General features: G+C 70.9%; 19 protein-coding genes, 1 tRNA gene and 1 pseudogene. 8 read left to right on the top strand and 13 right to left on the bottom strand.

The genetic code is table 11. The features are described from left to right. Window positions 1-21 precede the first annotated feature (21 nt). Complete coding sequence (locus ACFO6V_RS24390; RefSeq protein WP_377140606.1) at window positions 22-1,461, bottom strand: heparan-alpha-glucosaminide N-acetyltransferase domain-containing protein; 1,440 nt, start codon at window positions 1,459-1,461, stop codon at window positions 22-24. A gap of 86 nt (window positions 1,462-1,547) precedes the next feature. On the opposite strand from ACFO6V_RS24390, the gene ACFO6V_RS24385 reads away from it, so the two are divergent. Continuing rightward, window positions 1,548-2,207 carry a response regulator gene (locus ACFO6V_RS24385; RefSeq protein WP_377140603.1) on the top strand — a complete coding sequence of 220 codons (660 nt, stop codon included), beginning with the start codon at window positions 1,548-1,550 and terminating at the stop codon, window positions 2,205-2,207. After that, window positions 2,204-3,343, top strand: coding sequence for a sensor histidine kinase (locus ACFO6V_RS24380; RefSeq protein WP_377140600.1), 1,140 nt, complete (start codon window positions 2,204-2,206; stop codon window positions 3,341-3,343). Before ACFO6V_RS24385 ends, ACFO6V_RS24380 begins: the two co-directional genes overlap by 4 nt. A 391-nt stretch (window positions 3,344-3,734) precedes the next feature. On the opposite strand, the gene ACFO6V_RS24375 is transcribed toward ACFO6V_RS24380, so the two are convergent. The 3 genes from ACFO6V_RS24375 to ACFO6V_RS24365 all read right to left on the bottom strand — a co-directional run bounded on the left by ACFO6V_RS24375 (window position 3,735) and on the right by ACFO6V_RS24365 (window position 5,709). After that, window positions 3,735-3,807, bottom strand: a tRNA-Ala gene (locus ACFO6V_RS24375). A 102-nt stretch (window positions 3,808-3,909) separates the two neighbouring features. After that, the gene (locus ACFO6V_RS24370) at window positions 3,910-5,037 is read right to left on the bottom strand and encodes a hypothetical protein (protein WP_377140598.1); all 1,128 of its coding nucleotides are present in this window, start codon (window positions 5,035-5,037) and stop codon (window positions 3,910-3,912) included. A 60-nt stretch (window positions 5,038-5,097) separates the two neighbouring features. Beyond that, a complete protein-coding gene (locus tag ACFO6V_RS24365) occupies window positions 5,098-5,709 on the bottom strand; it encodes a GNAT family N-acetyltransferase (RefSeq protein WP_377140595.1) in 612 nt (203 codons plus the stop codon). A 227-nt stretch (window positions 5,710-5,936) separates the two neighbouring features. Here ACFO6V_RS24365 and ACFO6V_RS24360 point away from each other — a divergent pair, with 227 nt between their 5' ends. Continuing rightward, on the top strand, window positions 5,937-6,584 hold the full coding sequence (locus tag ACFO6V_RS24360; protein WP_377140592.1) for a 5-formyltetrahydrofolate cyclo-ligase: 648 nt from the start codon (window positions 5,937-5,939) through the stop codon (window positions 6,582-6,584). Between the two features lie 112 nt (window positions 6,585-6,696). On the opposite strand, the gene ACFO6V_RS24355 is transcribed toward ACFO6V_RS24360, so the two are convergent. Further along, window positions 6,697-9,237, bottom strand: a complete 2,541-nt coding sequence (locus tag ACFO6V_RS24355; protein ID WP_377141158.1) for a penicillin acylase family protein — start codon at window positions 9,235-9,237, stop codon at window positions 6,697-6,699. 335 nt (window positions 9,238-9,572) lie between these two features. Between ACFO6V_RS24355 and ACFO6V_RS24350 the strand changes: the two are divergent. Then, window positions 9,573-9,719: pseudogene (locus ACFO6V_RS24350) on the top strand (FmdB family zinc ribbon protein); the annotation flags it as partial. A gap of 14 nt (window positions 9,720-9,733) precedes the next feature. Here ACFO6V_RS24350 and ACFO6V_RS24345 read toward each other — a convergent pair. Further along, entirely contained in the window at window positions 9,734-9,925 is a 192-nt protein-coding gene (locus ACFO6V_RS24345; protein ID WP_377141190.1) for a hypothetical protein, read from the bottom strand. Window positions 9,926-10,100: 175 nt separating this feature from the next. On the opposite strand from ACFO6V_RS24345, the gene ACFO6V_RS24340 reads away from it, so the two are divergent. Together ACFO6V_RS24340 and mscL are read left to right on the top strand one after the other, a co-directional pair. Further along, window positions 10,101-10,994 carry an SAF domain-containing protein gene (locus ACFO6V_RS24340; RefSeq protein WP_377140590.1) on the top strand — a complete coding sequence of 298 codons (894 nt, stop codon included), beginning with the start codon at window positions 10,101-10,103 and terminating at the stop codon, window positions 10,992-10,994. Window positions 10,995-11,132: 138 nt separating this feature from the next. After that, complete coding sequence (gene mscL, locus ACFO6V_RS24335; protein WP_377140588.1) at window positions 11,133-11,582, top strand: large conductance mechanosensitive channel protein MscL; 450 nt, start codon at window positions 11,133-11,135, stop codon at window positions 11,580-11,582. 91 nt (window positions 11,583-11,673) lie between these two features. Here mscL and ACFO6V_RS24330 read toward each other — a convergent pair whose 3' ends face one another. After that, window positions 11,674-12,024 carry a hypothetical protein gene (locus ACFO6V_RS24330; RefSeq protein WP_377140586.1) on the bottom strand — a complete coding sequence of 117 codons (351 nt, stop codon included), beginning with the start codon at window positions 12,022-12,024 and terminating at the stop codon, window positions 11,674-11,676. Window positions 12,025-12,239: 215 nt separating this feature from the next. Then, a complete protein-coding gene (locus ACFO6V_RS24325; RefSeq protein WP_377140583.1) occupies window positions 12,240-16,265 on the bottom strand; it encodes a hypothetical protein in 4,026 nt (1,341 codons plus the stop codon). 579 nt (window positions 16,266-16,844) lie between these two features. Between ACFO6V_RS24325 and ACFO6V_RS24320 the strand changes: the two genes are divergently transcribed. Then, the gene (locus tag ACFO6V_RS24320) at window positions 16,845-18,074 is read left to right on the top strand and encodes an MFS transporter (RefSeq protein WP_377140580.1); all 1,230 of its coding nucleotides are present in this window, start codon (window positions 16,845-16,847) and stop codon (window positions 18,072-18,074) included. A gap of 36 nt (window positions 18,075-18,110) precedes the next feature. On the opposite strand, the gene ACFO6V_RS24315 is transcribed toward ACFO6V_RS24320, so the two are convergent. Then, a complete protein-coding gene (locus tag ACFO6V_RS24315; protein ID WP_377140577.1) occupies window positions 18,111-19,424 on the bottom strand; it encodes a winged helix-turn-helix domain-containing protein in 1,314 nt (437 codons plus the stop codon). A 120-nt stretch (window positions 19,425-19,544) separates the two neighbouring features. On the opposite strand from ACFO6V_RS24315, the gene ACFO6V_RS24310 reads away from it, so the two are divergent. Continuing rightward, on the top strand, window positions 19,545-20,423 hold the full coding sequence (locus tag ACFO6V_RS24310; RefSeq protein ID WP_377140575.1) for a L,D-transpeptidase: 879 nt from the start codon (window positions 19,545-19,547) through the stop codon (window positions 20,421-20,423). 57 nt (window positions 20,424-20,480) lie between these two features. On the opposite strand, the gene ACFO6V_RS24305 is transcribed toward ACFO6V_RS24310, so the two are convergent. Genes ACFO6V_RS24305 through ACFO6V_RS24290 form a run of 4 tightly spaced genes read right to left on the bottom strand, consistent with a single transcriptional unit; the run spans window position 20,481 to window position 24,349 of the window. Next, window positions 20,481-21,473, bottom strand: a complete 993-nt coding sequence (locus tag ACFO6V_RS24305; RefSeq protein ID WP_377140573.1) for an ABC transporter ATP-binding protein — start codon at window positions 21,471-21,473, stop codon at window positions 20,481-20,483. Then, window positions 21,473-22,423, bottom strand: a complete 951-nt coding sequence (locus tag ACFO6V_RS24300; RefSeq protein ID WP_377140570.1) for an ABC transporter ATP-binding protein — start codon at window positions 22,421-22,423, stop codon at window positions 21,473-21,475. Before ACFO6V_RS24300 ends, ACFO6V_RS24305 begins: the two co-directional genes overlap by 1 nt. A gap of 1 nt (window position 22,424) precedes the next feature. Then, entirely contained in the window at window positions 22,425-23,357 is a 933-nt protein-coding gene (locus ACFO6V_RS24295) for an ABC transporter permease (RefSeq protein WP_377140567.1), read from the bottom strand. Further along, a complete protein-coding gene (locus ACFO6V_RS24290; protein WP_357508839.1) occupies window positions 23,354-24,349 on the bottom strand; it encodes an ABC transporter permease in 996 nt (331 codons plus the stop codon). The genes ACFO6V_RS24295 and ACFO6V_RS24290 overlap by 4 nt, the downstream gene beginning before the upstream one ends.

Below are 24,349 nucleotides of genomic sequence, written 5' to 3'. Positions count from 1 at the left end.
TTGCGACAGCGGTGCAGTCGATCAGCGCACCAGCTTGGCGGGGCTCGTGGCCCACTGCATCGCGTATTCGAGCGGCCCGCGCTTGAACCACCGGGACCATACGAATGCGAACCCGATGCCCACCACGCAGAACCAGCCCCACACCGCCAGCGCCTCGGTGACCGGGCCGCCGTCGCTGTTCGACGGGACGTGATTGAGGGCCCACAGGTGGGCGACGTACAGGGTCAGGGACATCGCTCCGGCCGCCGTGATCGGCGTCAGGAGCTTGCGGGCCAGGGCCGACCGGTCGAGCAGGGCGACCGATCCGACGATGACCAGCATCGCGATGCCGATGTTGCCCAACAGCTCGAACGCGGTGCCCGAGTGCGGCGAGGCCGAGAGCAGGAACTGCAGCATGTCCGAGGACCACGGATCGTATTCGCTCAGCGAATCGGACCACGTGCCGGACGAACCGCTCATCCCGGACGAGCCCGAGCCCGTCGAAGACGACGCCATGCTCGAACCGGAGGAACCGAATCCGCCGCCCATGCCGCCTCCGGCGAACAGGACCTTCAGCAACACCCACGAGAGCCCATAACCGGCCAGCGCCAGTCCGGCACCGACCGAGGCCATGCCGACACGCACCCACTTGGCGGACAGGTCGAGCTTGGCGATCGCCACGCCCGCGAAGATGTAGGCGAGCCACGGGAGGGCCGGGTAGAGGCCAGTGAACAGCAGCCGGCCGAAGCCGTCGGCACCCATGCGGGTGATCGGGTCATGCGCGTTCAGAGCGGTGACGAAGGCCGGCTGCGCCATGGCGATCCAGTAGTAGACCACGGAGCCGACGACCGCGAACGAGGCCGAGAGGACCGCCAGCGTCTTGACGCCGCACCGCACGAACGGCAGCGCGAGCAGGAAGAACAGACCGTAGAACGCCAGGATGACGATGTCGGTGTGCAGCCAGAGCGTCAGCACCGTACCGAGGGCGATCAGCAGGACCGCCCGGATGACGATCTTGACGATCCGCTGCCGTCGTTCGAGCGCCGGCAGCTGTCGGCGGCCACCCGCAAGCAGGACCAGCGACAAGCCGGCCAGGACCGCGAACAGGGCCGACGAGCGGCCGTGCGGAATCTGCATGATCGTGTTGACCACAGGGTTTCTGAACTCCTGCATCGGTCCTACGTGCGCGTAGAACATGCCGAAGATCGCCAGCGCACGGGCCAGGTCGAGCCCGAGCACGCGACCGAATGCGCTGCCTCGCTGCGGTTTCGGTTCGGACGGTGTCTCGCGGTCGGTGCGGACCAGCATCCGCTCGCTGCGTACAGTGTCGGTATCAGTCATGGATTCAGCCTGCGGCGGCGCGGGCGCACGACCCATCCTGCGAAGGTCCGCCGCGCTACCGCAGACGGCGGGAACCGATCCCTCCCAGCAGGGATCGCTCGCCCGCCGACCGGCCGAAGGCCCCCCGCCGACCCGCGGCAATCGCCGCGGAACGCTTGTGACGCAAGCGCGACGAGGCACGGCCGTGCTACGAATCGATCCGTGGAAACGACACTGGAGGAGCGGCCGTGATCCGGGTTCTGATCGTCGACGACGAGGCGTTGATCCGCAGCGGCATCGAACTCATCCTCAACGCCGCACCGGACATCGAGGTCGTCGGCGCGGTCACCGGCGCTCGCGCGGTCGCCGAGGCCGAACGGCTGCAACCCGACATCGTGCTGCTCGACATCCGTATGCCCGATGTGGACGGGCTGACCGTGCTCGACCGCATGCTCTCGAAGCCGTCGCCGCCTGTGGTCGCCATGCTCACCACCTTCGACAACGACGAGTACGTCACCGCGGCCCTCCACCGAGGCGCGGCTGGGTTCCTGCTCAAGGACACCTCCCCCGACCACCTGGCCCTGCAGGTGCGCACCCTCGCCGCCCACGGCGTGGCCCTCTCCCCGCGAGTCACCTCCACCGTCGTCAACGGCTACCTCGCGTCAACCCGCAGAGAGCCCGCCGACACCGTCCTCATCGACACCCTGACCGACCGGGAACGGGCCGTACTCGTCCACCTCGCCGACGGACTGTCCAATGCCGACATCGCCGCCCGCCTCTACCTCGGCGTCGGCACCGTCAAGGACCACGTCTCGGCGATCCTCGCCAAGCTCCAGGTCGCCAACCGGGTCCAAGCCGCGCTCCTGGCCGAACGCGGGGGCCTGCTCGACAAGGGCGAGCAGCGATGACCTCGCTCATGGGCCACATCACGGCCTGGTGGCACTCGGGCTCACGCTGGCCCGCAGTCCTCCTCGACGCCACCCTTATCGCCGTGGCCGGGGCCGACCTGGCGTTCAACCAGATGCCCGGTAACGGGTGGGACGACATCGTGCTCGTGGCCGGGGTGATCGCGCTGGCCGTGCGCCGCCGGTTCCCGTTGGCGGTCTTCATCGCCACGCTCCCGATGCCGCTGCTCATGGGCCAGTCGGCGGCGTCGCTCATCGCGCTGTTCACGGTCGCGTGCGCAACCCGGAACCGGTGGCTGCTGAGCGGATGCGCCCTGGTCTACGCGGGCCTGACCATCACCCCGTGGTGGGGCGGCGGCGACATCCTGGCCGAATCGGCCTGGCCGGTGTGGGGCGTGTACTCACTGGCACCCGCGGGCGCAGCGGTCTTCCTGGGGCAGCTGCTCCAGACCAAGCAGGAACTGTCCCGGCGCCTGGAGGAGATCAGCGAGGTCCGCGAGCACGAGCAGGCGCTGGCGACCCAGAAGGTGCTGGCACAGGAGCGCGCCCACCTGGCCCGAGAGATGCACGATGTCGTCTCCCACCAGGTGAGCCTGATCGCGGTGCGGGCCGGAGCGCTCCAGGTGAGCACCCAGGAATCGATCTCGAAGGAAGCCGCCGACACGATCCGCACGCTCGCGGCGCGCACGCTGGACGAGTTGCGGTACATGGTGAGCTTGCTCCGCGCCGGAGGCGGCGCGGGCAATGGCCTCGCACCCCAGCCCACCCTCGACCAGCTCGACGAGCTCGTCGACAACGCCGGCCTGCAGGCGCGCCTCGAGACAGGCCCGCTGCCAGAGCTCAGCCCTCCGCTGCAGCGGGCGATCTACCGCACGGTGCAGGAAGCGCTGACGAACGCCCGCAAACATGCCCCGGGCGCCGCGGTCCGCGTCCAAGTCGCCCAGGACGACGGCGCCGTACTGGCCGAGGTGATCAACACGGCACCGAATCGACCGGTGATGCCGCTGCCGAGCGCGAAGCACGGACTGATCGGCCTCAGACAGCGCGCCGAACTACTCGGAGGAACATTCGAAGCAGGGCCGACGAACTCAGAAGGCTGGAGGGTCGCGCTGCGCGTGCCGCTGAAGACGATGAGCTGAGCGTCTGGCGCAGGCCCGCCCGCTTGGTACGTGCCACGAGAACTGCGCTCGTTTCACATACGGATGCTTTGCTCGCGGTGTGTGGCGTCCGGCCGCCGGATCTGCGTGACCTGAGATCGCGTCGCTTGACGGAGGGCCATAGCGGCGCGCGCGGCGTCGACCACCTGAGCATCAGTCCCGACAGGTTCTCGTCGTCCTCAGCGTGGTCGTTCATGGGCGACAGGTGTGCGTGGCACCGACCGTCCATGACCGCTCATGCGCGCCAGCCGCCACCTCACGCGTGGCACAACCCGTGGCATTTTCATTCGGCCACCCTTCGTCATGGCGGTCCGGCAGAAACCGAAAGGGCCGCTGAACTGGCTTTACGCCAGACTCAACGGCCCTCAATCGGTGGAGCTAGGGGGATTCGAACCCCCGACCTCTTCATTGCGAACGAAGCGCGCTACCAACTGCGCCATAGCCCCTCGGACTGCAGAAGAGTAGCACTTCACCTCAGGTGATCCGCAACTTCTTCCGGTGTCGCGCGGGTCACGAGCACGTGACCCGCGCGAGCTGGACCGGCGACGTCACCCGGCCGCCCGGCGTCGCGCCAGGATCTCCTCCAGCGGCTTGCCCAGCGTCTCGGACTTCATGCGCGGCGGCTCGCCCCGGATGAGCTCGTCCTCGGCAACCGGGTCGGCCCCGGCCCGGACGGAGCCGGACGCGGGGATCGACGGCGGCAGCACCGCACCGGACCCCGGCTGCCGGCCCGGAGCACCCGCCGTCGGACCGGAAGGTGTTGCCGAACCCCTGGACGCCGTCGACGTGGCCGGAAGTGCCGCCGGCTGACGCTGCGGTGCCGCCGGCTTGGTCACGTAGGTGGGCAGCGGGACCGGGACCGGGTCCCAGGCACGCCCGCTCGGCAGCTGCTCCCGCTTTGCCGGCTCCTTGGCCTCTACCGGACGCTCGGCCTTCGCCTCGTCCTCGACGGGCACCTCGATGACCTTCGGCTCGGCCGGGCCGTCGAGGATCTCGTCGAGCACGTCCTTGCGGACGACCCGTGGGATCGCCTGCGTCTGCGTGCTCGAGCCGTGGGTCGCCAGACCGGTGACCTGCGCCCGGTTTCGCGGCGCGTAGGGCCCGCCGTTCGCGAGGACACGAGCCTGCGTGGCACGCTGCCGCGCCGCCCGCACGGTCGCCTGCCACCGAGCGTCCGCCCGCCGGGCCGCCCGGGCCGCACGGCGGCCCAGGAACAGCACGAACAGCAGCATCGCCGACGGCGCGACCGCCATGCCCCAGTGCAGCCGGTCGAGACCGACGAACACCCAGGCAGCGATGCTGCACACCATCAGGAACGCGGACACGATGAGACGACGTCGGGCACGCGCGGCACGCCGCGCGCGCCGCTCGACCCGGCGGATGCGCTCCGCCGTCAGCGGGCGGCCACGGACCATGATCTGGAGCGGGTGCCCCTTCGGGGTCGGGCGGGCGACGCGCGGCACACCCTGCCCGGTCTCCCGCGGCTTGCCGTCAGTAACCATCGCCCCTCCTTTCCGTCCGGAGCCACTCATCGCGACGATGCGCAGCCCTGCCGAGAACCGGTCGGTCACCCGCGCGTCGGCGAGCTCTGACCGGTAACGCACCAGGCTCGGCAGCCAATAGCCCAGCCACAGGACGAACAGCGCTACGGCTGTCAGTCCTGCAGTCGATTCCACGACACGACGTTAGGCGAGCATTGCCACGCCCAGCGGCACCACGCGCGGCGTGTCCCGCCGTCAGGGCGCGTCCCGCAGGCGCTGCCAGCGCGCCAGCAGCCCCTCCGGGACCTCCTCGCGGGTGACCGCGAAGGTTCGGTGGTCCCGCCACTGGCCCTGGATGTGCAGGAACCGCTCGCGCACACCCTCGTCCCGCAGCCCCAGCTTCTCGACCACACGAAGGCTCGGCTTGTTCTCGGGCCGGATGTTGATCTCGATGCGGTGCAGCCCCAGGAAGAACGCGTAGTCGATCGCCATCGCCACGCCTGTGGGGATGACGCCCCGGCCGGCCACGCTCTCGCTCACCCAGTACCCGATGCTCGCCGAGCACATCGATCCCCAGGTGATGGAGGAGACCGTCAGCTGCCCCACGAGCGCGCCGTCGAGCTCCACGCCGAAGGGGAGCGACGTCCCGGCGCGGGCCTGCGCGGAGAGCGAGCGCACGTACTCACCGAACGTCGAGGCGATGTACCGGTTCGCACCGGGCGCCGTCGCCTCCCAGCGCTCCAGCCAGGCCGCGTTCTCGGCCCGGAGCCGGGACCATTCGGTCGCGTCCCGCCGGCGGAGAGGGCGCAGCACGACTGCACCCGCCGACGTGTCCTCGCGCAGCGTCACCGGCCATGGCTTGGCCACCGTCCACCCCTTAACAAACTTTCCCGTCGTGCCTTCTGGCACGTCCGACTTGCTCGACGGCATCATCGTTCGCCCCTTGCCACGTCCCAAGACGAATCCCGGCGTTGGAGTGGGTCTACCACGCTCGGTGGTGTGGGACCCGTCGAGCAGCCGCTCGGTCATGTTCTCGCCTTCTTCGTACGCTGTTCGTAACAATCTTGTCTCGGAGTCTTGGCACAATAGCGGTCATGAGCGGCATCTCTGTTCCGACGCCACAGCCTTACCCCGTCATACCCGGGATGGAGACAGGTGACGCCAAGGAAGAGCTCCGCCGCGCCATCCGCGCACAACGCGGCCATCGGTCGGCCCGGCAACGGGCCCAGGCGGCTGAATCGCTAGCGGACATCATCGAGTCAATTCCCGACGTTCGCGATGCGGGCTGTGTTGCGGCCTACGCGGCGCGGAGCGCCGAACCCGGCATGCTGCCGCTCCTGGACCGCCTCATGGACCGCGGGGTCCGCGTGCTGCTTCCCGTGCTCGGGGCCGGCCTGGCCCGCGACTGGGCGGACTACACCGGCTCGCACGACCTCCTCGAACGTGCGCCGGGCCGGCCGCCCGAACCCGGCGGCGCCACGCTGGGCACCGACGCCATCAAGCTGGCCGACGTCGTCCTGGCGCCGGCTATCGCTGTCGACACCCGTGGGGTGCGGCTCGGGCAGGGCGGCGGCTGGTACGACCGGGCGCTCACGCACCTGCGGCCGGGGGCGAAGGTGATCGCCGTCGTCTTCCCGGAAGAGGTGTACGACGCCGCGGACCACCCGCTCCCGCTCGAGGAGCACGACATCCGCGTGGACGCCGTCGCGACGACGACGGACTGGCGCCTGCTCGGCGGCTAGGCCGCTCGCTCGGACGTCGTTGGTCGAGCTCGACGTCGTTGGTCGAGCTTGTCGAGACCCGGTTCGGCATACGGGGTCTCGACAAGCTCGACCAACGACGGGCGGGACTACCTCACGGGGTGAGGGTCAGCTCGTCCACCTGCGCGGCGGTCACCGCCTCGGGGCTGGACGGCCACGGGAAGGTCTCCCCCGCCGCCCACGCCTCGAGCTGGTCGTCGTAGTGCGCGGACGCCGGGTGCGCGGACGTGCCGGTCACCACCACCCAGGTGGAGGCGTCGAGGTCCGCGAGGTCGACGACCATGCGCATCGACGGGCCGCTCGTCACGTCGAAGCTGCCGCTGGAGGCGTCCCACGCGGTGGCGTTCACGACAGAGGATCCGCCGCCGACCTTGACCGGCGCCGGGTTCATGTACGCGGCCAGCGGCGTCGGGATGCTCGGCCCGCCGAGCACCAGGTGCTCCAGCTTGAGCTGGTGGAGCGTGCCCCACTCCCAGTCGCTGGTGTCCTTGCCGAGCTCGACCGTGAGGTCCTGGCGGGCGCTGACCAGCGCCTCCGTGAGCACCTGGTCGCGGCTCTCCACGACGGCCACCGTGGACTGGTCGTCCCAGAACGGGTCGCTCGGTTCGTCCAGCATGCCCTGGATCACGGCGAGCCAGCGGCTCCCGCCGTCGGGCCACATGGGCTGCGGCAGCTCGTCGTTGAACGTGATCTCCAGGAGGTTGCGCCACACCGCCGCGAAGTAGGCGGCGGCCGCTGAGTCCGGGTCCATGGTGTAGTCGGCCCAGTCGGCCAGGAGCTTCTGGCCGTCCGAGTCGTAGCCGGCCGGCAGCTCGACCTCGCGCAGCACCGGCACCAGGGTGTGGGCGAACACGCTCCACTGGTCCATCTGGATCTCCGACATGTCGGCGGCCGTGAGCTTGCGGCCCTCCGCGATCGCCTGGCTGATGAGCGTGCGGATGCGTTCCGACCGGTACCCGTAGTCCCAGTCACGGGTGATGAACGGCCCGGACCCGCTGGGCAGGACTGCCTGGTTGGCCGCGACGATGAACCCTTCCTTCGGGTCCACGACGCCGGGCATCTGTTCCGGAGCCACGTAGCCAGTCCAGTCGTAGCGGGCGTCCCAGCCCGGGCGCGGCCAGGAACCGTCGGACTCCACGGCGCCGGGGATGCTGGCGCGCACCGGGATCTTGCCCGGCGCCTGGTAACCGATGTGGCCGTCCGTGGTGGCGAAGACGATGTTCTGCGACGGGACCTCGAACTTCGCGGCGGCAGCCTTCATGTCCGCCGGGGTCTTCGCGCGGTTCATGTCGAACACGGCGTCGGCGGTGCGGCCCGGCTTGAGCGCCGTCCACTGCAGCGAGATCTCGTACTGGAGGCCCTGATCCGTGCCGATCTCGGTGGGTGAGTCGCGCACGGCGTCCATGGTGGCCTCGTCCATGACGGACGAGATGATCGGGCCGTGCACGGTCCGCTGAACCTCGAACTCGACCGGGCTACCGCCGTCGACCCGGATCACCTCGGTCTCCGTCTCCACGGGGACCCACTCCACGCCACGCAGGTAGCTCGGGCCCCCGTCGTAGGTGACCCGCTCGATGAAGAAGTCGGTGACGTCGGCGCCCATGTTCGTCAGGCCCCAGGAGATGTCCGCGTTGTGCCCGATGATCACGCCGGGGAAGCCGGAGAAGGAGAACCCGGAGACGTCGAAGGGGCACTCCGGGCCTACCTGGTTGCAGTGCAGGCCGACCTGCGCCCAGATACCGGGGGCGGCGAGGTCGAGGTGCGGGTCGTTCGCCAGGAGCGGCTTGCCCGACTCCGTGTACTTGCCCGCCACCGCCCACGAGTTCGAGCCGGTGCCCTCGCCGCGCGCGATCTGCACCGGAACGGCGTCCAGGGCCCGCTGCGCGGACTCCAGGGCCGCGGTGAGGTGCGGGCTCTCGTAGGCGACCCCGGTGCTCGACAACGTCTGGGTCGCCTGGCTCTCCTGGGTCTGCTGCGTCGACTGCGTGGCACCCGCCTCGGCCGGATCCAGGATCGGCGCGTTCTCGGTGACCGAGAATGCCGGGAACAGCTCGTTGACTCGCGACGCGTCGTCGAGCGTGCTGTAGGCCAGAGCCCGGTCCAGCTCGTCGTCGTAGTTGCTGCGCAGGTCCCAGGCCATGGCCTTGAGCCAGGCCAGCGAGTCGATCGGGGTCCACGTCTCCGGCTCGTTCACCTCGACGCTGACGTCGAGCACCGTGTACTCGAACGCCGTCTCGGCGGGGCTGCGGTTCTTGAGGTAGGCGTTGACGCCGTCCGCGTACGCCTGCAGGTACTGGCGCGTCGTGTCGTCGAGGATGTTGAACTCCTCCTCCGCGACGTGCCGCCAGCCGAACGTGCGGGTGACCATGTCCGCCTGGATCGCGTCGGGGTTGTTGCCCACGAGCTCGGCCAGACGGCCCGCGGTCACGTGCCGGCGGTAGTCCATCTCGAAGAAGCGGTCCTGCGCGTGCACGAAGCCCTGCGCGCGGAACAGATCCTCTGCCGAGTCGGCGTAGATCTGCGGGACACCCTGGGCATCGCGGCTGACGCGCACGTCAGAGCTCAGTCCCTCCACCTGGATCTCCCCGGAGTACTCCGGGAGCGGCCGGCGTGCGGTCAGCCAGCCGAAAGTCATCAGGGCGACGAGGACGAGCACCAGGATGACGGCGGTGCCGACGATGAACTGGCGGACACGAGTGGTACGAGTCCGACGGGGCTTGGTCGGTCCCGCACCGTCGGAGGTTGCTGTTTCGGCGGGCTCTACGGGCTCGGCGGCAGTGGTCGCGGACACGCACTGGAGACTACCGCTCGCCCCTGTGCTTGAGTGAACGCACGGGAGTGAACACACGCGGGACGTCCTGGGACTATCCCCCGCCACCGGGCCGTTACTATTGGCACTCGGAAACCCCGAGTGCCAGAGCCGGTTCCAGTGAGCGCGCGACGCTCCGCCCGGCCTGATGTCCAAGAGGAGTGCACGTGCCCACCTACGCGTACCGGTGTGCCGACTGCGGCCACGCGTTCGACATCCACCAGGAGTTCAGCGACTCTTCGCTGACCGTCTGCCCCGAGTGCCAGGGCAAGCTGCGAAAGGTGTTCAGCTCTGTGGGCGTCACCTTCAAGGGCTCCGGCTTCTACCGGACAGACTCGCGCAGCACGTCGACGAGCAGCACCGTGAAGCCGGGCAAGTCGGAGTCCTCCTCCGGCTCGTCGAGCGCCTCGTCCTCGGACAGCTCGGGGTCGTCGTCCTCGTCCTCCTCGTCGGGGTCGTCGAGCTCTTCCGGTTCGTCCGGGTCCTCTGGGTCGTCGTCGAGCGGGTCGAGCACGTCGAAGGCCGCCTCTGCCTGATCCCGCGGCCGGATTTCTTCGGCCGCGGCGCGGACCCGTTCGACGGGCCGCCAACGGTGCGAGCGTGACCACAGGTCGCGTTCTCCGCCTCTCGTGCACAGGCTGCCCGACGGCGGCGCCGTGCTCCCTCCCCTGCTGCATAACGTCGCAGGCATGGGACTTCTCGACACGATCGCCGAACCTGCCGCACGCCGCGGTTCGCCGCCCGGCTCCGACGTGCGCACGCCCTGGGACGTAGTCGTCGGAACCGCTCAGCCCACTGACCAGCCGGCTGGCCCAGGTGGTCTGCTGGCTCTGCCGGGCGGGTCCCGGTCACGTCCGGGCCGGCTGGGTCTGGTCCAACGGCGTCCAGGCGGGTCACGTCCGGGCAGGCCAGGACCGGGCGGCTCCCGTTCGACCGCGCTCCGGCGCGCCCGGCGGATCCTGTGGCGCTGGCGCTTCGCGCTGGCGGCCGCCCTGTTCGGTCTCGCGGCCTCGGTGACGGTGCACCTCCTGCGCCCGCCGCCCCCGCCCACGATCGACGTGGCGGTCACCGCACGGCCCGTCGCGGCAGGCACCACCCTCACCCGGGACGACGTCGTCGTGCGCTCCGTCGCCGCCGACCTCGCCCCGCCCGGCGTGCTGCACACCGTGCGCAGCCTGCTCGGTCGCGCGGCGGTCGTCGGGCTGCCAGCGGGCGCGCCGCTGCACGCCACCCTCGTCTCCGACGACGGCGTCTCCGACGCCGCACCGCACGGCACCGTCGTGGTCCCGGTCCGCCTGTCCGACGACGCGGTCGCCGCCCTCCTGCGCCCCGGCGACCGGATCGACCTGCTGGCCGGGACGACGTCGGGCAGTGAACCGGACGGAGCACCCCAGTACCTCGCGCGCGGCGCGCTGGTGCTGCCCGTCCCCCCTGGACGCGAGCCGGAGGCCCCGGGTGGGCTGCTGGGTCCGGCGTCGGACGGCGACCGTACAGTCACGCTCGTCGCCGTGGTCCCGGAGGACGCACCGGAGCTGTCGGCGGTCTCGGGCTGGGGCGCGGTGACGGCGGTACTGGTGCCGTAGGGCGGTACGGCCGCTAGCGCCCGGGCATAGCGGGGCAAACAGCGCCGCAATTCGGCAGAATGTCCATCCAAGGTGCGGAATGTTCGATGTCACCGCAGAATCCTTGACCGGGCCGGTCCCGGCGGCTCTCGACCACCGATGAACAACAGCAGGGGACACAGTATGTTTCAGGGTTTCAAGGAATTCATCATGCGCGGCAACGTGCTCGACCTCGCAGTCGCCGTTGTCATCGGCGCCGCCTTCTCCGGGGTCATCAACGGCCTCGTGGAGGGCTTCATCATGCCGCTCGTCGGGTGGCTCGTCGGCGCACCGGACTTCTCGGGTATCGCCTTCGACGTCCCGAACTGGCGCCACGAGACCACCAAATTCCCGATCGGGCTGTTCATCCAGGGCCTGATCATGTTCGTGCTGATCGCCTCCGCGATCTACTTCTTCGTGATCCTCCCGATCAACAAGCTGAAGTCCCTGCGCAAGACCTCGGAAGAGGTTGTCGAGGAGGCCGCCGCGGAGGAGGTCGTGCTGCTCACCGAGATCCGTGACCTGCTGCGCGCGCAGCAGGTCACGCAGTCACCCTCCCAGTCCAACTGACGGGTCCTGAGGTGCGGTGAGAACGGGGTTGTGTTCCGGAGCGAACGTGCTGCGAACATGACCCCGTTCTCGACTTGTCGGCAGCAGGGGGTCAGGCCCAGTGCGGCGGGACGTCCCGGCGGAGCTGCTCGTCGTTCGAGTCGTGGCCGGCGCCGGCCGCGCCGCCGCCGTCGGCCCCCTCGCTCCAGCCGGCCGGCCGCTCGTCGGCACTCACCCCGAGCACTGCCTCACGTTCGGTCCCGCGCCGCACGGCACGCCGAGGCCCGCGCCGCCGCGGGCCGGCGCCACCGGCTGTCGAGTCGACGCCGCTCGTAGCCGGGTCGGCGGACGCCGTCAGATCGGCGCCGCCCACGGCTGAATCGGCGGACGTTGCCGGGTCAGCCGATGTCGCCGAGTCAGCCGAGGACACCGGCTCGAACGGCTGGTTCACGGACTCGCTCACTCCACCATTGTCACCCGTGCGGATATGAGATCGGTCCGTTGCCCGGCCGGACAGGTGACTTCGGTCAGGTGCTCTGAGATCGGTCAATCGAATGACCGATCTCAGAGCAAGCGACCGAAGTCAGCGCTGCAGCCGTGCAACGGACCGAAGTCGGCCCACACAACCCAGCAACCGACCGAGCTCACGCAAGCCCGAGACCCGAACCCGCCCAGGGGTCAGTCGTCCAGCACCTGCGGGACCACCAGCTCCCCCGCCGGCGACACACCGCCCGAGACACCCACCCGGGCGTCCCGCACGGCAAGTACCACGCGGCGCACCCGCTCCGCCTCGGCGTCCGGGTCGAGGAACGCGGCGGCCGACCACACCTGCGCGACCACCCAGCCGAGTCGTTCGAGCTGCTCGGCGAGCTGCCTGTCGCGCACGCGGATCGAGGGTTCGGCCACGTAGGCGGCGTCGTCGGTCAGGACAGCGACCAGGAGCTCGCCCGGCAGGTCCGGATGCCCCACCGCGAGCGGGATGCGGTCGCCGCCGGGCAGTCCGTAGTCGGTCTCGACCACGAGACCCGAGCGCCACAGCCGCTCCCCCAGGTCCACGACCAGGCGGTCGACGGACCGCGCGACGTCCACGCCGTTGCCGATCTCGACCTGGTCGGCGAGGCCTGAGCGCTCCTCGGCGAAGGCCAGCACCTCCGCGAGCAGCTGCGGCCCAGGGCCGCGCAGTCGTTCGGGGTCGAGGTCGGCGGCGGGGAAGCACGACACGACGTGCAGCCGCTTGCGGGCTGCGCCCAGCGAGCCGAGCAGCATCGCGTCGCCGCCGCCGTCGCCCAGCACGCCGAACCGGTGCAGCACGCGGCCGTGCGGCGTCCGCCCGAAGCCGAGCGTCAGCACTATCGTGTCGCGCGCCAGCCCGGCGACGCCCGTGACGTCGGCGACGACCACCGGCTCGGGCCGTGACCCGGCAAAGAACGGCGCGAGCGCGGGGTTCGCGCGGACCTCGGCGAGCAGCCGCTCGCGGATGCGGTCGGCGTGCGCGGCGGTGACGGTGACGATGCCGAAGGTCTCCTCCGGCCGGGTCATCGCATGCTCGATCGCGAGGTCGACCACCTGCTCCACCTCGGCCTGCGTCGACTCGACGGTGCCGGAGACCGGGTCGGGCATCCCCGTGCCGTCCACGAGCGAGAAGTGCACGAGCGCCTCGGTGCGCGGCATGGGCGCGGGCCGCATGATGCCCTCGTACCCGTGGGCGGCCAGCAGGCCCGTGAGCTGCGGGTCCCGGCGCGCGGGCTCGGGCTGCAGCGTGACGCGCGGCAGGAGCCGCGCGAGGTCACGCACCGCGGTGCCCGACGCCGACCGCGGGTCACCGACCACGACGATCTGCCGGCCCCGGGCCAGCGCGGGCACGACCACCTCGACCGGCACGTGCTGCACCGCGTCGAGGATCACCAGGTCAGCGCTCCGCCCGGCGGGCAGCAGGTGCGGCACCATGGTCGGCGTCGACACCCAGGTGGGCCGCAGGCGCCGCACGGTGGAGCCGTGCCCGGACACGAGGTCGCGCATCGAGCTGAGCCCGCCCTCGACCAGCGTCGCGTAGAGGGCCTCGGCGTCCTCCCGCTCGTCGCGCATCGCCGCACCGAGGTGCGCACGCACTGCTGCCCGTACGGGCGCGGACAGGGACTCGATGTGCCGGCGGTCGAGCTCGCGGAACCGGCCGGCGAGCGCGTCCAGCCCGGCGCCGTCCTGTCCGGCGAGATCGGGTTCGGTCGAGAGGATCTGCTCGAACACCGACGACCACCACGACAGCTCCAGCTCCGGCCCCACGAGGTCGGTCTCCACGCGGCGGTCGCCGAGGTCGTCGACCAGCTCGCCGAGCCCGGCCTTCCTCAGCCGGCGCAGCACCGCGGTCCGCTCGGGCAGCGGGGTCAGCGCGTCCGCGGTCTCCGCGAGCGACGCGAGCCGCTGGACCAGTGCGAACAGGTCGAGGTCGAGCAGCCCGCCGCCCGCCTGCGACGAGCGCAGCACCGGCTCGAGCGCTTCGAGATCGATGCGGACCGCCTCGTAGGTCTCCTCCACCGCGGCCAGGCCTTCCGGCAGGGTCGGCCAGCCGCCGCGCGGGCACTGTGCCTGCCACACCTCGCGCTGCCGCTGCACCTCGACGAGGGCCGCGTGCATGTCGGGCACCCGGACCCCGGGACGAACCATCTCGCGGGCGCGCCGCTTCAGCCGGCGCCGGGTCAGCCAGCCCATCTCGACGCCCTGCTCGGCCCGCGTCCGGCTCGAGGCCGTTGCCTGCACCATGTCCGCGGCGGTGCGCTCGAAGACCATCGGCTGGAACACGTCGAGCGTGCCGCGCATGCCACCCAGCATCGTGAGCTGTTCGCCCCACTGGTTGGCCGTTGTGGCCTCGACCAGGCCGGTCACCTGGGCGACGTACTCGATCTGCTTGCGCAGCTCCGGCAGCGTGTGGTCGGCGAGGCGCGTGACCCGGGCCAGGGCCGAGCGGGCGTCCTCGTCGGTGAGGATGTGCGCACCGAACCACGGGCTCGACGCCGACCGAAGCGAGAACGCGCCGAGCTCGGCCGCCCGCTCGAGGTCGGCGGCGAGCTCGGCGCGACGCTCGGCGGCCAGGACGAGCACCGTCTCCGAGGCCAGCCGCACCCGGGTCGCCGGGGCGGGGCGCTCGGAGGTGAGCCGGGCCAGGGCCTGCAGGGCGTCGTACGCGGAGACCCGCCACGGGTCGCGCACCCGGTGCAGCGCCCCGATGTAGCCGGCGAGCTGCGCCCGCGAGCCGATCAGCGCGTCCCGGACACGGGCGACCCCGTCGGCGTCGATCCGTTCCTGTGCGGGCGCCATCGCCTCCAGCAGACGGCGCGCCGTCGACGTGCGCCAGGTCGGGACCGGCGCGATGTCGAGCAGCAGCCCGCCCAGGCCGAGGAAGTCGAGGCGCGCGGCCAGCGCGTCTGCGGCGCGACGGTGCCCCGGGACGTACAGCACGGACCGGCCGCTTGCGTTCGCCTCCGCGACGACGGCGGCCAGCGTGCCCGCGACGTCCGACCCGACAGGCGCGTCGACGAACAGGTGGCTGCCCGTGGCCAGGGCGTCCACGACGTGTCGCTGGTGCGGGTCCAGGTCGCCGACGCCGCGCTCGTGCGCCGGGTCCGCGTCGCCCACGCGCCGCTCCGGGAGCTCGACCTTGCCGAGCTGGGTCACCGAGTTGTCCACGCCACCGAGCGCCGAGACCACCTCGTGCCGCCCCAGGGCGGGGCCCAGTTCGTCGAGGTCGTCGACCAGCACCTGTCCGGGGTGGACGAACGTGCCGACCAGCACCCGCCGGTCGAGCTGGAACTCGCCGAGCACCGCCGAACCGAGGCTCGCCACGCGGTCCAGCACGTCTGACGGGTTGAAGCCTGCGAGCGTGAACGTCGCCTTGGCCAGCGCCGTCGGGTCGAGCAGTGCGCCGTGGGCGCGCAGCGTGCGCGCCACCACCGGGTTGATCTCGACCGTGGAGTCGAGCGTGATGTCGTAGTCGCCCTCGCCGTCGCTGCGCGGCGTGAGCATGACGGGCCGGAGCAGCACGGGTGCGCGCACCACGCGCGGCTCGTCCTCCTCGCCGTCCGACGGCGGCACGGGCCGGCCGGAGGGCATGGCCAGCGTCACGATGGGGACCGAACCGGTGAGCGCCGGCGCGTCGGCCGGGCTGTCGTCGGACTCGTGCTCGGGGGCGGACACCGTGCTCGCCGGGCCGAGTACCCGGGTGATGGCCTCCATGTCGCTCTGGTCGCCACCGGTCGTCGGCCGCTCGATCCACGTGGCCACGCCGATCGCCAGGTAGGTGGGCGACACCCCGTAGCGCTGCGCGTGCTCGGCGGAACGTGCGGCGACCGCCCGCGCCCGGCGGCGGGCCGCCGGCAGCGAGCCGGACTCCCGCACCAGGTTGGACAGGCGCGTGGGCCGCCCCGCGAAGAGCTGGGCGACTCCCGAGGGATGGGCGGTCGACAGGTCGATGACGGCCTCGCCCAGCAGCCCGACGTCGGCCAGGGAGGATCCCCCGGCGAGCCGGACCAGCCCGGCGCGCCAGCGCGCGACCGACTCGGCCATGGGGTCCCCTGTGGTCCTCGGAGCCTCCTCCGCTGCCAGCTCGGTGGCCGGGTCCGTTGTCTCGTCCTTCAGCGCGGCCGAGAGCTCCTCGGACAGATCGGCCGAGATCTCGGAGGCGGCTGCGGTCTGGCGGCGTGCAGCGTTCACACCAGCACGCTAACCGCGTCGCGTCCGCAAGGGTCGGACGCCACGCCGCGCGACACGCCGGGTGCTCCGAAGTCCCTGGCGTGTCCCGCGTGCAGGTCACCCGGTGCGCGCCGGGCGGACGGCGGAGTGCCGGACCGGGACGCGAGCGGCCGCGGTGATCGTCGTCGGGGAAATGCAAGAGCCCCTTCGGCAGGGGGTCCGAAGGGGCTTCGCAGACGGGCCGGAGCCCGACGGGGTATGACAGTGCGCACCGCGCAGGGGGCGGGCGATGCGCACCGTCTTGTGAGAGTCTGCACCTGTTCCCGGCGGACGTCAACACCGAGTCGGACGATCGTCCAACTGTTGAGTCGTGCGCTTCTAAAACGTTATCGAAGTGTCCGTTATATCCCATCTGCCGCCCGCTCGGCCGCAGGATCTCGCCGATCCCGCGTGTCCCCGCCGCCGCGCCGTCGACACCTGCCGAAAGGCCTTGATGAGCGCCGGAAAGCCCTGTCCCGCGCCGGTGATATCACCCCCTTCGACCGGCCCGACCCGACCGGAAGAAAAAAGCCTGGACGCCGTACCTAGACTCGAACGTTTGTGAGAGCACTCATCGAGGCGGTCTTCCCCCGCCGGCTCGGCCGGTCGTTCCGCTGGCTCGTGACCTCGTCCTGGACCAGCAACATCGGCGACGGCATAGCACTCGCCGCTGGACCGCTCCTCGTCGCGTCGCAGACCGACAGCCCGTTCCTCGTCGCGCTCGCCGCGATGCTCCAGTCGCTGCCGTGGCTCCTGTTCGGCCTCTGGGCCGGCGCCCTGGCAGACCGCCTGGACCGCCGCCGCATGGTGATGATCGCCAACGGCCTGCGCGTCGCGGTGATCGTCGCGCTGTGCGTCTTCATCGTCACGGACGTCGTGAACGTCGTCCTCGTGCTGGCGGTCATCCTCGCCCTCGGGGTGGCCGAGGTGTTCGCCGACTCCGCGAGCCAGACGCTCCTGCCGATGGTGACCCCCAAGGAAGACCTGGCGGTCGGCCAGGCCCGCCTCATGGCAGGCTTCGTGACGGCCAACCAGCTCGCCGGGCCGCCCATCGGCGCTTTCCTGTTCGCCGCCGGCATGGCCTGGCCGTTCGCCGTCCAGGCAGTCACGGCAACGCTGGCGATCGTGCTGATCTCGCGGATCTCGGTGCCCCAGGCCGCCGTTCGCAAGACCAGTACCCATATCCGCCAGGACATCACCGAGGGCCTGCGCTGGGTGTGGCACACCCCCGCCGTCCGCACGCTGATGCTCACCATCCTCACGTTCAACGTCGCCTACGCCGCGCCCATGGGCGTGCTCGTGCTCTACGCGACGGAACACCTGGGGATGAGCACGCTCCAGTTCGGCATGCTGACCACCGCGACAGCGGTGGGTGGTCTCCTCAGCACGGCCTTCTTCGACAAGCTGCAGAAGCGGGTCCCGTTCGCGACGCTGATGCGCGTGGTCCTGACCTGCGAGGTCATCTGGCACCTGGCGCTGGCGCTCAACACGACGGTGTGGGGCGCCTTCGTCGCGATGTTCGGGTTCGGCGTCTACGCGTTCGTGTGGGGCTCCATCTCCAACGCAGTGCGCCAGCGCGCCACCCCTCTCGACCTCCAGGGGCGTGTGGGTTCGCTCAACATGGTGAGCGTGTACGGCGGGATCCTCCTGGGCAACGCGATCGGCGGTTTCATCGCCGAGCAGTGGGGGCTGACCGCCCCGTTCTGGTTCGGGTTCGCGGGCGCCGGGATCACGCTGATCCTGATCTGGAAGTCCCTCGGCAGCATCGCCCACGCCGACTCGGGCGAGTAGGCGGCGCTGGCCGGACTCGGGCGAGCCGGGCTCCGGTCAGCGCGCCCTGACGATCGGGATCGAACCCGTCTCCGTGAACTCGCGCATGCGCTTGCCCACCGTCGACCGGCTCACGCCCACCTCCTCGGCGATCTCCCGGTACGTACGCCCCTTGGTGCGCAGCTGGATCATGCGCTCGGCGTCCTCGGTCCCGAGCCCCGTGTTGCGCCGGGGACGGCGACGCGGGGGCAACGCCTCCCGGACGTTCGCCGTGGCCCGGTCCGCCGCCTCCGCAGGCTCGGCGGCCGGCGTCTCCGCCTCGTCCGGATCGAGCTCGGGCGCGGGCGCGCGCTCGCTCACACCCTGGCGCGGCGTGTCGAGGGCTGCGCTGACGCGCGCGGACCGGCGATCGGTCTCGCCGTCGAACAGCTCGCCGTCGTACACCCCGCCGTCGTACACGTCTCGGTCGAGGAAGTCCTCGCCGCGCACGTCCCCGTCCCGGCCCCGCGCGACGGGACGGACGTCGGCGAACTCAGCGGCGACGGCGTCGGCGGCGCGGCGCTCGTAGTCGGGCGCACCCACCCCGACGCCGGCACGCGCGCCGTCCCGCGTGTCCGACGCGCGGCCGTCCATCAGCTCGTCGTCCACGAGGATGCCGGTCAGCCGCTGCCGGTCGGCGAGGTGCAGCCGGGCAACGTCGGCGGTGCCGTCCCCCACCGCGGCGAGCGCCTCGCACCAGGCGGCGACCTGCGCCCGCATCTCCATGGGCGGGACGGTGCGCAGGGCGACGGAGCGCGCCCTGCGGCGTCCGGCCTCGGCGCGGGCGAGCCGACGGCGCGCGGCCCGTGACCCGTCGTGCAGGCTCTGCGCCCGGAACAGGTCCTCGGTGGTGAGGAAGAGCGCGTGCATGCGCGCGGACTGCCGCATCGCCGACCAGGTCGTGCCGGTGGCGAGGTGCCGGTCGCCGATCAGCGCCAGGTGCCACATGAGGGCGGCGAGCAGTGGCACGATGAACCTGAACAGGATCGCGCCAACAGGGTGGCCGATGTACGCCTCGTGCCACGCGGCGAACACCCCGGACGCGGACGACAGGGCCCAGGTCAGGGTGAGCAGGGTGCCGCCGGGCCGGTTGTCCCGGGCGGCCTCGCGGGCGAGGAGGGCGACGGTGACGAGGGACAGCTCGAAGACGCCGGCCGTCGCGTACGCGGTGCCCTGGTTCATGGCGAGGACGTCGATGCCGAACTGGACCATCGCCAGGTACGCGGACCCGGTCGAGATGAGGGCGACGGATATCGCGCCGGTGAGGACCAGTCTGCGGGAACGGCGCGTCGGGACGGTCGTGACGGGGAACGTCCGGTCGGCGGGTGCCACGGGAATCTCTCCTTGATCGAGGGGTGCCGGGTGAGAATATCGAACAAGAGTTCGGATTCCCAGGGGTTAGGCGAAACCGAAGATATCGGACATAGATGTCGGGCCGGTATCGTCCGGTGCATGTCACGGAAGCTCTGGGCCTGGATCGCGGGCGGTTTAGCGGTCGCGCTGCTCGGGGCCGCGGCGTGGGTCGGCCTGCTGCCGCGCGACGAGCCCGCTCCGGCGGCGGCCACGCCGTCGGTGAGCCCGTCGCCGTCGCCGAGCCCCACGCCGAAGCCGTCGCCGACGCCGACCCCCGCCAAGTACTCCCTGCGGTCGCTGCCCCGGCCCGACATCGCCGAGATCCTGCCGGGCGCGCTGCCGCAGGCCGAGGTCGGGTCCCTGGAGGACCTGCCCGGTTCGGTGGCGCGGCCGAACGACCCCCGCATCCCGGTCTGGGCCAGCCCTGACGTGACCGAGGTGCCGGTCCTCGCCCTCGAGTCCCGCTACTACGACGCCGAGGCGCGCTGGCTCGTGCTGGACAGCCGGCCGGGATGGGTGCAGGTGCTCATCCCGTACGGGCGGAGTGCCCTGCCGTCGCGCGACCCGGATCAGGTCAACGGGACCGCGGGCTGGCTCCGCGGGAGCGACGTCCTGCTGATCCGGGAGAAGCGGTCGGTGGTGGTCGACGTGTCCGACCGCACGGTGACGGTGACGCAGGCCGACGGCTCCAGCGACCGGCTCCCGGCGGCGGTCGGCGCGTCCGCCACGCCGACGCCGCTGGGAATCACCCAGGTATTCACGGTCACGGAGGCGGTGAACACCGGGATGTCGGTGTTCCTGTCGATGCAGAGCGAGGCCCTCGACGGGTTCTACGGCACCGACTACGCCGCGACCGCCATCCACGTGGGCGTGGGCCAGGGGCAGGCGGTGAGCAACGGCTGCATCCGGCTCACAGCCGAGGACTTCGCGAAGCTCACCGACCTGACCCCGGGCGTCCCGATCCTGATCAAGTCCTGACCCCCCGTGGTCGAGCTTGTCGAGGCCCTATCTCGACGAGCTCGACCAGCGGGAGGGTCATGGCGCGGCCGGGCACGCCTCCTCCGCAGCCTTGCGGAAGCACCCCACGAAGTGTCCGGGTGCGTACTCGACCAGGCCGACGCCGTCGGGCGTGCCGTCGGCGGCCTCCGCCTCCTCGCCCAGGGCCCGGCCCTGTGCGGTGATCGCCTCGTGGTAGAGGCAGCGGCCCGCCAGACGCCTGGTGCGCTCGGCCTCCTCGGCCTCGACCTCGTCCCACGTCCGGTCCAGGTGCGGCACCGAGGCGAGGAGGTCGCGGGTGTAGGGGTGCAGCGGGTCGTCGAAGACGGCGTTCGTCACGCCGCGCTCCACCACGCGCCCCTTGTAGAGGATGACCACGCGGTCGGAGACGTAGTTGCCGAGCGAGAGGTCGTGCGTGACGAACAGGATGCCGAGGCCACGCGCCTTGAGCTCACCCAACAGGTTCAGCACATCGATGCGGGTCGACGCGTCGAGCATCGAGATGATCTCGTCCGCGACCAGCAGCTCGATGTCGAGGAGCAGGGCCCGCGCGATGAGCAGGCGCTGCAGCTGCCCGCCGGAGAGCTGGTGCGGGAACTTGCCGAGGATGTCGTCGGGCTCGAGCGTCACCGCGGCGAGCGCGTCCTCGAGCCGCGTGCGCCACTCCCCCGACGAGACCCGGGAGAAGTAGGAGCGACGCAGCGTCTCGAACGTGCGGTCCACCTTGTAGATGGGGTTGAACGACGAGAACGGGTCCTGGAACACGCCCTGGACCTTGCGGTAGTAGTCGCGGCGGGCGCGGAACGAGAGCTTGGTGACGTCCTGCCCGTCGAACGTGATGGTGCCGCCCGAGGAGTCGAGCAGGTGGAGCACCAGCTTGCCGATCGTCGACTTGCCGCTGCCCGACTCGCCGATGAGCGACACGACCTCGCCGCGCTGGACGTCGAGGCTCACCTGCCGCACCGCGTGCAGGTCGGAGGTGCCGAAGGTGCCGGTCCGGTAGACCTTGTCGAGGTGGTCGAGGGTCAGCATCAGCTCACCGCCCAGCAGGCGACGTGGTGCCCAGGGGCCACTTCCCGGAAGGGTGGCGCCTCCGCGCACCTGTCGTGCGCCAGGGGGCAGCGGGCGCGGAACCGGCAGCCGGCGGGCGGTTCGAGGAGCGACGGCGGCCGCCCCTCGATGCCTTCGAGCTGCTGCTCCTCGTACCGGTCGCCGACCTTGGGCAGCGCCCCGATGAGCATCTTCGTGTAGGGGTGCAGGGGGTCGCTGATGATCGTCCTGGCCGGCGCCTTCTCGGCGAGGTGCCCCGCGTACATGACGAGGATGGTGTCGGCGACCTGGAACAGCACGGAGATGTCGTGCGTGATGACGATCATCGACTTCACGAACCCGTGGTCGCGGAACTCGACGAGCGCCCGGGCCACCGCCTTCTGCGAGGAGACGTCGAGCGCCGACGTCACCTCGTCGCCGATCAGGAGCGACGGGTTCAGCAGCGTGGAGAGCACGAGCACCACACGCTGCTTCATGCCGCCGGACAGCTCGATCGGGTAGCGCTTCAGCACGTCCGGCTCCAGCCCGACGAGCTTGAGGCGGCGCTCCAGCTCGGGCAGCACGTCGCCGTACCGGACGTTGTGCGCCCCGAGGAGGTCCTTGATCATCCGCCCGATCTTGCGGGTCGGGTTCATCGCGGACATCGCGTACTGCGGGATGAGGGACACCTCGCGGTAGCGGTGGCGCCGCATGGCGCCGTCGTCGGCCAGCGGCAGCTCGTCGTCGTCCAGGACCACCGTGCCGCCCACGTGCCGCATGCGGGTGTCGAGGCGGATCAGGGCCTTGCCGAGCGTCGTCTTGCCGCACCCCGACTCGCCGGCCACGCCCATGATCTCGCCGTCCGCCACCTCGAAGGTGACGCCGTCGAGGGCCTTCACGTCGCCGCGCCGCGTGCGGTACCAGACCTTGAGGTCGTTCACAGCCAGGGCCATGTCACATCTCCCGCAGCTTGGGGTTGAAGACCTCGTCGAGGCCGACGTTCATGATGTAGAGCGAGCCGACGATGAGCGTGATCCCCAGCCCCGGCGGGATGAACCACCACCACAACCCCAGATGGAGCGCACTCCACTGCACCGCCTGGTTCATCATCAGGCCGAGCGACATCGCGTTGGTGGGCCCGAGCCCGATGAAGTCGAGCGACGCCGCCGTAAGGATCGACCCGCCGAACAGCAGCACGAACGTCATGAAGAGGTAGGAGTACATGTTGGGCGCGACCTCGCGCCGCAGGATCGTGCCCACCCCCACCCCGGACAGCCGCGCCAGGTCGATGAAGTCCCGCGAGCGCAGCGACAGGGTCTGCGAGCGGACGGCACGCGCCACCCACGGCCAGCTGAAGACGCCGATGTACAGCGCCTGCATCGGGACGCTCCGCACGCCCAGGTAGGCGTTGATGATGATCAGCACCACGAAGCCCGGGATCACGAGCACGACGTTGGTGAGCATGTTGAGCAGCTCGTCGATCAGGCCGCCGCGGTAGCCCGCGACGAACCCGATGGTCATGCCGATCACCGCGGACACCGCGCCGCCCAGCACGCCCACGAGGAACGTGGACCGCAGGCCGGCGACGAACTGCGCGAAGACGTCCTGGCCGAACGTGGTGGTGCCGAACGGGAAGTCTGCCGACGGCGGCGCCATGGGCGGCCCCGCGTAGTCCATGGGCGCGTACTTCAGGAACGCCGGCCCGATCAGCCCGAGCAGCAGGAACCCGAGCACCACCACCATGCCGATGATGACCTTGGGGTTGCGCAGCGCGAAGTACAGCGTCTCGCGTGCGTCGCCGCCGGGTTTGCGGCCCGCTACGGGGCCGGCCGCACCGGGTTCGGTCGCCTCGGTCCCCGGCCCTGAGACCGGTTGAGTCGCCGTCATGCCGTTCCCCCTGTCAGTCCGGTCCTGGTGCGGGGATCGACCAGCACGTAGACGATGTCGATCACGAAGTTGGCGACCAGCACGCCGATCACCACGAACAGCAGGGTGCCCTGCAGCAGGAAGAAGTCCTGGTTCTGGATGGCGGACAGCACGAGCTTGCCCAGGCCCGGGTAGGCGAACACGATCTCGGTCACCAGGGCGCCGCCCAGGATGGTGCCGAGCTGGAGCGCGAGACCCGTGATCTGCGGCAGCTGCGCGTTGCGGAACGCGTACTGCCGGATGAGCCGCCTCGGCGCACCGAGCGCGGCGAGGTAGTTCGCGTAGTCCGACTCGAGCTCGTAGATGATCAGGTTCCGCATGCCGATCGCCCAGCCGCCGAGCGAGACGAGGAAGAGCGACAGGAACGGCAGCACCCAGTGCTGCAGCAGGTCGAACGCGAACGACCACGACCACTGCGGCACGAGGCCGAAGTCGTAGCCGCCTGCCACGGGGAACCAGCCGAGTGCGACACCGAAGCCCCACGCGAGCAGGATCGCCAGCCACATGTACGGCATCGCCGTGACCAGGTAGCCCACCGGCAGCGCCACGTTGTCGAGCCAGCGGCTGCGCGCCGCCATCGCGCCGACGGTGTTGCCGACCACGAAGCTCAGCAGGATCGCCGGGATCATGATGCCGAGCGTGTACGGGACGGCGTCGAGCACCACCTCGCTGACCGGCGTGGGGAACAGCCACACGCTCGTGCCCAGGTCACCGCGGAACAGCGAGCCCCAGTAGTTCAGGTACTGCTGCCAGATCGGTAGGTCCAGACCGAACATGCGCTCGTAGTAGTCGGTCATGGCCACGATCGTCTCGGGGTGCTGGACGGCGGTGCGCGCCACCATCCGCTGAACCGGATCCCCCGGCATGAGCCGGGGGATCAACCAGTTCAGCGTCACCGCCACGACGAAGGTCAGGCCATAGACCAGCGTCTTACGAGCGAGATAGCCGCCCAT

Origin of the sequence: Promicromonospora alba (assembly GCF_042654905.1) — a bacterium.
Taxonomy (GTDB): Bacteria; Actinomycetota; Actinomycetes; order Actinomycetales; family Cellulomonadaceae; genus Promicromonospora; species Promicromonospora alba.
Note: the sequence above shows the minus strand (reverse complement) of the source record. Positions and strands in the feature narration are given on the sequence as shown.

Bases quoted from the DNA above. Each gene is read 5' to 3' on its own strand.
- ACFO6V_RS24380 (WP_377140600.1), top strand. From the start codon at position 2,204: ATGACCTCGCTCATGGGCCACATCACGGCCTGGTGGCACTCGGGCTCA.
- ACFO6V_RS24360 (WP_377140592.1), top strand. From the start codon at position 5,937: ATGAGCGGCATCTCTGTTCCGACGCCACAGCCTTACCCCGTCATACCC.
- ACFO6V_RS24355 (WP_377141158.1), bottom strand. From the start codon at position 9,237: ATGACTTTCGGCTGGCTGACCGCACGCCGGCCGCTCCCGGAGTACTCC.
- ACFO6V_RS24340 (WP_377140590.1), top strand. From the start codon at position 10,101: ATGGGACTTCTCGACACGATCGCCGAACCTGCCGCACGCCGCGGTTCG.
- mscL (WP_377140588.1), top strand. From the start codon at position 11,133: ATGAACAACAGCAGGGGACACAGTATGTTTCAGGGTTTCAAGGAATTC.
- ACFO6V_RS24310 (WP_377140575.1), top strand. From the start codon at position 19,545: ATGTCACGGAAGCTCTGGGCCTGGATCGCGGGCGGTTTAGCGGTCGCG.
- ACFO6V_RS24305 (WP_377140573.1), bottom strand. From the start codon at position 21,473: ATGCTGACCCTCGACCACCTCGACAAGGTCTACCGGACCGGCACCTTC.
- ACFO6V_RS24300 (WP_377140570.1), bottom strand. From the start codon at position 22,423: ATGGCCCTGGCTGTGAACGACCTCAAGGTCTGGTACCGCACGCGGCGC.
- ACFO6V_RS24295 (WP_377140567.1), bottom strand. From the start codon at position 23,357: ATGACGGCGACTCAACCGGTCTCAGGGCCGGGGACCGAGGCGACCGAA.
- ACFO6V_RS24290 (WP_357508839.1), bottom strand. From the start codon at position 24,349: ATGGGCGGCTATCTCGCTCGTAAGACGCTGGTCTATGGCCTGACCTTC.